Annotated in this window: 1 pseudogene; it reads left to right on the forward strand. The window is 71.2% G+C overall.

Annotated features, from left to right (window positions below):
- Window positions 1-243: pseudogene (locus AC5RWD_RS23405) on the forward strand (hypothetical protein); the annotation flags it as partial.

A 243-nucleotide genomic window follows, 5' to 3' on the forward strand; every position in this document is an offset into this window, starting at 1 on the left:
CGAAGAACAGCGCCCGTGACCTGCTCCACCAGGCGAAGTCGGACCTGGCCAGCCAGGCCGGCACCCAGCAGACCAAGGCCGCCGAAGGCATCCGCACGATCTCCTCGCAGCTGCGCACCATGGCCGACGCTCCGGACCGGCAGGGCGTGGCCTCGGACCTGATCCGGCAGGCCGCCGACCGCTCCGAATCGGTCGCGTCCTGGCTGGACAACCGGGACCCGGGCTCGCTCCTGAACGAGGTCA

Source organism: Arthrobacter sp. CMU6, assembly GCF_059090205.1.